8 protein-coding genes and 1 tRNA gene are annotated in these 4,986 nt (G+C 73.8%); 5 read left to right on the forward strand and 4 right to left on the reverse strand.

Annotated features, from left to right (window positions below; genetic code table 11):
* From ACESL7_RS12975 to ACESL7_RS12985, 3 genes are all read right to left on the reverse strand, one after another.
* Positions 1-711: DUF4147 domain-containing protein (locus ACESL7_RS12975; protein WP_372893732.1), on the reverse strand; the 711-nt coding region annotated here is incomplete at its 3' end.
* 145 nt (positions 712-856) lie between these two features.
* Positions 857-1,771, reverse strand: a complete 915-nt coding sequence (trhO, locus tag ACESL7_RS12980) for an oxygen-dependent tRNA uridine(34) hydroxylase TrhO (RefSeq protein ID WP_372893733.1) — start codon at positions 1,769-1,771, stop codon at positions 857-859.
* A gap of 34 nt (positions 1,772-1,805) precedes the next feature.
* Positions 1,806-2,039, reverse strand: a complete 234-nt coding sequence (locus tag ACESL7_RS12985) for a hypothetical protein (RefSeq protein ID WP_372893734.1) — start codon at positions 2,037-2,039, stop codon at positions 1,806-1,808.
* 111 nt (positions 2,040-2,150) lie between these two features.
* On the opposite strand from ACESL7_RS12985, the gene ACESL7_RS12990 reads away from it, so the two are divergent.
* The 4 genes from ACESL7_RS12990 (at position 2,151) to ACESL7_RS13005 (ending at position 3,774) form a co-directional block, all read left to right on the forward strand.
* A complete protein-coding gene (locus ACESL7_RS12990) occupies positions 2,151-2,837 on the forward strand; it encodes a M48 family metallopeptidase (RefSeq protein ID WP_372893735.1) in 687 nt (228 codons plus the stop codon).
* A 92-nt stretch (positions 2,838-2,929) separates the two neighbouring features.
* The gene (locus ACESL7_RS12995; RefSeq protein WP_372893736.1) at positions 2,930-3,187 is read left to right on the forward strand and encodes a DUF6455 family protein; all 258 of its coding nucleotides are present in this window, start codon (positions 2,930-2,932) and stop codon (positions 3,185-3,187) included.
* A gap of 27 nt (positions 3,188-3,214) precedes the next feature.
* Positions 3,215-3,508: a DUF6455 family protein gene (locus ACESL7_RS13000; protein ID WP_372893737.1), complete on the forward strand. Its 294-nt coding sequence runs from the start codon at positions 3,215-3,217 to the stop codon at positions 3,506-3,508.
* Complete coding sequence (locus ACESL7_RS13005; RefSeq protein ID WP_372893738.1) at positions 3,505-3,774, forward strand: DUF6455 family protein; 270 nt, start codon at positions 3,505-3,507, stop codon at positions 3,772-3,774. The genes ACESL7_RS13000 and ACESL7_RS13005 overlap by 4 nt, the downstream gene beginning before the upstream one ends.
* Before the next feature lie 9 nt (positions 3,775-3,783).
* Here the strand turns inward: ACESL7_RS13005 and ACESL7_RS13010 are convergent, their stop codons facing one another.
* Entirely contained in the window at positions 3,784-4,770 is a 987-nt protein-coding gene (locus ACESL7_RS13010) for a complex I NDUFA9 subunit family protein (protein ID WP_372893739.1), read from the reverse strand.
* Positions 4,771-4,898: 128 nt separating this feature from the next.
* On the opposite strand from ACESL7_RS13010, the gene ACESL7_RS13015 reads away from it, so the two are divergent.
* Positions 4,899-4,985, forward strand: a tRNA-Leu gene (locus ACESL7_RS13015).
* Position 4,986 lies beyond the last annotated feature (1 nt).

Genomic DNA, 4,986 nt, shown 5'->3' on the forward strand with positions numbered 1-4,986 from the left:
CAGGCCCAGCGCCTCGGCCTCCGCCGCCACCGCCGCCCGCGCCACGGCGTTGGAGGCGACGATCCGCGTCTCGTGCGCGAAGCCCGCGTGCTCAGGCACGAGCCCGATGCCCGAGCCGATCACCGCGATGTCGTCGCCCTCCACGTCCGAGACGGCCAGCACCGTGACCCGCGCGCCGCCGAAAGCTGCGAGCAGCCGCCCGCCCTTGATCCGCGAGAGCTCGCGCCGCCGCGCGTTCATCGCGGCGATGTCGGCGCCGGAGGCCAGCAGCCGCTCCGTCTCGGCCGCGAGCCCGGCGAGCGTGACGCCGGGTTCCGGGTCCTCGGCCAGCGCCGAGGCGCCGCCGGAGACAAGGAGGAGGAGATGCGCCTCCGGGCCGCAGACCGCGACCCGCGCGCGCAGCGCCGCCCCCGCGCGCAGGCTCCCGGCGTCGGGGACCGGGTGGCCGGCCTCGATCACCTCGAGCCCCGGCGCGTCGTCGCCGTGGCCGTGTTTCGTCACGGCGAGGGCCGGGACCTCGCCGAACCGCTCCAGCGCGGCGCGCGCCATCGGCACGGCGGCCTTGCCGACGGCGAGCACAAGGTCCGGTCGCGCCACCGGCGCAGCCTCCAGCGACCGCGCCACGGCGCCACGCCCCTCCACCGCGGCCACACCGGCCCGCCAGAGCCGCGCCAGCGTTTCGCGCGCGGTGGTGTCTTGCCCGCTCTCCATCGCCGCGATCCTTCCCGCGCCCCGCGGACACGTCAACCGCGCGCCCCGGAGCCTGCGCATTTTCGCACTAAAATGCGCAGGCGCGCGCAGCGTCCCCGGGGCGTGATGGGGGGAGAAGAATTTTCGAAGGAAAATTCTTCGGCGCTCACCCCGCGTCGAGCGGCCCGAGGTGGCGGGCGCCGCGCGCGGCGGCAAGCCGCGTCTGGCGCTGGCGCTCGCGGTAGCGCGCCTTGTCGGCGGCGCTCGTCTCGGCCGCGCAATGGCGGCAGCTCACGCCGGGCTCGTGGTCCGGGTGGCGCGTATCCTCGGGCCGGAGCGGGCGGCGGCAGGCGTGGCAGAGCCCGGCCCGCCCGGGGCGCAGGCCGTGACCGACCGAGACGCGCCCATCGAAGACGAAGCACTCGCCGCGCCAGCGGCTTTCCGCCTCGGGCACCTCGGCGAGATACGACAGGATGCCGCCCTCGAGGTGATAGACCTCCCGAACGCCCTGGGCGAGCAGGTAGCTCGTCGCCTTCTCGCAGCGGATGCCGCCGGTGCAGAACATCGCCACCGGGCCGTTGCCGAAGCGCGCGCCGTGCTCGGCCCACCAGGCCGGGAAGTCGCGGAAGCGCCGCGTGCCGGGGTCCACCGCGCCCTCGAAGCTGCCGAGCGCCACTTCGTAGGCGTTGCGCGTGTCGATCACCGTCACGTCGGGCCGCGCGAGAAGCGCGTTCCATGCCGCAGGCCCGAGATGCTGCCCGACCCGCGCGGCCGGATCGGCCTCGGGCGCGCCCATGGTCACGATCTCGGGCTTCACGAGCACCTTGAGCCGCGCGAAGGGCGGCGCCTCAACCGCACTCTCCTCCCAGTCGAGATCGGCGCAGCCGGGCAGCGCGCGGAGAAACCCCATCGCCGCGTCGATCCCCGCGCGCGGCCCGGCAAGGGTGCCGTTCAGCCCCTCCCGCGCGATCAGCAGCGTGCCGCGCACCCCCGCGGCGGCGAAGGCGGCGCGGGCCTCGGCGCGCAGGGCCTCCGGCGCGGCGACGGGGTTGAAGCGGTAGAAGCGGGCGACGATCTGCATCGGCTCTCCGGTCAGGCGCGCGGGCTGGGCCGCGTCAGCCGTCCTTGCGGGTATAGACACCCTCGGGCAAGCGCAACGCCGCGGCGAGATCACGCATCTGCGTCATCGAGAGCGTCACCCGCTGCACCCGGTCGGCGCGCGGATCGTACTGCTCGACCGTGATGCAGTCCTCGAAGCCATGCACGACCACGTCTTCCTGCAGCGGCGTCTCGCCCTCGTCCACAAGGGTGACCACGGTGGCGTCGAAATCGTGCTCGATGCTGAACATGGCGAGAGCGTAACGGCGTCCGCGCGATTCGCAACGCCGGCGGCGGGCGTCGCGGCTGGCGCGGCGGGACGCCGCGCCCTACCTTCCGCCCGTGCACCACGGATCCGGTCCATGCGACGTCTTCTCGCCGCTCTCGCCCTGCTCGCCGCGCTGGCCGGCTGCGCCGCCCCGGCGCCGCCGCCCGCCGCGCCCGAGGCCCGGGCGCGGGCGGAGGCCGCGGTCGAGCGTTTCGCCGCCGTCGCAGGCCGGGTCGAGCCCGTGGCAGAACGCGAGTGCCGGGCGCTCCGTCCGCGTGGCGCCTGCGATTTCAGGATCGTCGTGGACGCGCGGCGGGGCCTGCCGCCCAACGCCTTCCAGACGGTGGATCGGCGCGGGCGGCCCGTCGTCGCCTTCACCGTGCCGCTGATCGCGCGCGTGCAGACCGCCGACGAGCTCGCCTTCGTGATGAGCCACGAGGTGGCGCATCACCTGCTCGGCCACATCGAGCGCACCCGCGCCGACGCCGAACTCGGCGCGCTCGTGCTCGGCCGGATGGCCGGCCGGTCGGGCGGGGATCGCCGGACGGTGCGCTCCGCCGAGGAGCTCGGCGCGATTCTCGGCGCGCGGCGCTACTCGAAGACCTACGAACTCGAGGCCGACGCCCTCGGCACGATCATTGCCGCGCGGGCCGGCTTCGATCCCGTCCGCGGCGCGCGTTTCTTCGCGCGCATCCCCGATCCGGGCGACCGCTTTCTCGGCACGCATCCGCCCAACGCGGCGCGGATGGAGGTCGTGCGCCGCGTCGCCGCCGGGCTTTGAGCTGACGCGGCGTTATCCTTTGACATGCATCAAGGGGCGCTTGGCCACGCGGTGCTACGGATGATCCCGCGTCAAGACGAAGGATCGTGCCGATGCCAAGCGAAAAGACCCTCGCGCGCCACGCCGCGCTCGTGACCCGAATGGCCGACACGCTCGGCGTCGATCTGGACGAGCGCGCCCTGCGCGGCGAACTCTCCGGCGACGAGATCGGCGACGCCGTTCTCGCCTGCACCGGCTGCGAGAGCCCCGGCGCCTGCGACGGCTGGCTGGACCGCCACCCCGAAGGCGCCGCGCAGCCGCCGCGCTACTGTCGCAACGCCGACCTCTTCGCCCGGCTGACGCCGGGCTGAGCGCCCCAGCCGGCCGGGAGCGCCGCCATGACGCCAATGGGACCGGAGCGCGAACACTACTGGCGCGTTCAGCGCATGGCCCGCGCCGCCGGCGCCGATCCCGCAGCGGTCTGGGCGGCCGGCGGGCTGGACGCCGGCAGCTGGCGCGCGCTCGTCGAGCGCTGCCGGGGCTGCCCCTGGAGCGCGGGCTGCGCGCGCTGGCTCGCCCGCGCGGAGGGCACCGACCACGACGGCCCGATCCCGCCGCCCGGCGCCTGCGTGAATTCCGATGCGCTCACCGCACTCGCACGCCATACCACCGAGAAGGACCGCCCCGAATGACCCATGTTCTCGACGGCCCCGTCAGCCGTGACCACGCCTTCTGGATCGCGCGCAGCGTCGCCCGGACGCTCGGTCTCGACCTCACCGCCGCGCTGGCGGACGGACGGCTGACAAGATCAGGTTACGCCGCGCTCGTGGCGCGCTGCGAAACCTGCCCGGTCGCGGGGGCCTGTCAACGCTGGCTCGCCCAACCCGCCGTGCCCGACACCGCCCGCCCCGTCGCGGGCTGCGCCAACGCGGCCGATTTCGCCGCGCTCGCCCGCTGACGCGGCGCCTCAGCGCCCGCCGAGGTTGCGCGCGGATTCCTGGATGTCGGAGTATTGCCCCGACCGGCGGAACCGCCAGAGGTAGCCCGGCAGGATCGCTTCCATCGCGGAGGGAGCGATGCCGAGTTCGGCGAAGCCGCGGGCGTCCTCGCTCACCACGGTGTCGCGTCGCAGGCTCTTCAGCTGATCGCGGGTGAGCACGCCGTTGTGCAACAGCCCCGCCGTCCCCGCCTCCAGAAGGTCGAAGCCCGAAGCCATCGCCCAGCCCATCCAGTAGGGCAGGTTCACGATGAGACGGCGCCGTCGGATCACCTTGAGCATGTAGCGCAGGAGGCCGCGAAAGCTGTCCGCATCCGGCCCGCCGAGTTCGTAGAGCCCCGGCGCGGCGCGGCCCGTCACGCCGAGCGCCGCGGCCTGCGCCACGTCGTCGACATAGACCGGCTGAAACCGCGTATCGCCGCCGAAGAGCGGAAGCACCGGGCTGATCCGTGCCATGCCGGCGAAACGGTTGAAGAAATTGTCCTCGGGTCCGAAGACCACCGAGGGGCGCAGGATCACGGCGGTCGGCATCGCCTCGAGCACCTGCCGCTCCCCCTCGGCCTTGCTGCGGGCATAGCGGCTCGGCCCCTCCGCATCGGCCCCGATCGCGGAGATATGCACCATCCGCGTGGTGCCGGCATCCGCGGCGAGGCGCGCGATGCGGCCCGCGCCCTCGGCCTGCACCGCCTCGAAGGCGTTGCGCCCGCGCCAGTCGAAGGTGCCCACGCAGTTCACCACCGCGTCGGCCCCTTGCAGGACGGCCCGCACGCTCGCGTCGTCGCGGATGTTGGCGAAGACGGGCTCCACTTGCCCGACCACGCCATAGGTGCGCACGAAGATCGCCTCGTTCGGGCGGCGGACGGCCACGCGCACGCGCCATCCCTCCTGTGCCATGCGCCGCGCGATGTAGCGGCCGAGAAACCCCGACCCGCCGAAAATGGTGACAAGCTGCGCCATGCGTCCTCCGATGGCTTGCGACCGCTTCCTTAGCGCCGGCGCCGCGGCGAAACAAGGCGCGCGGCGCCCCCGCCGAAACCGCATTGACAGCGCGCGGAGACGGGTCTAGACGCCACGCCACACCACCAGCCCAGGTGGCGGAATTGGTAGACGCGCTGGTTTCAGGTACCAGTGGCTTAACGGCCGTGGAGGTTCGAGTCCTCTCCTGGGCACCAT

The organism is Rhodosalinus sp., assembly GCF_041685465.1.
Lineage (GTDB): Bacteria > Pseudomonadota > Alphaproteobacteria > Rhodobacterales > Rhodobacteraceae > Rhodosalinus.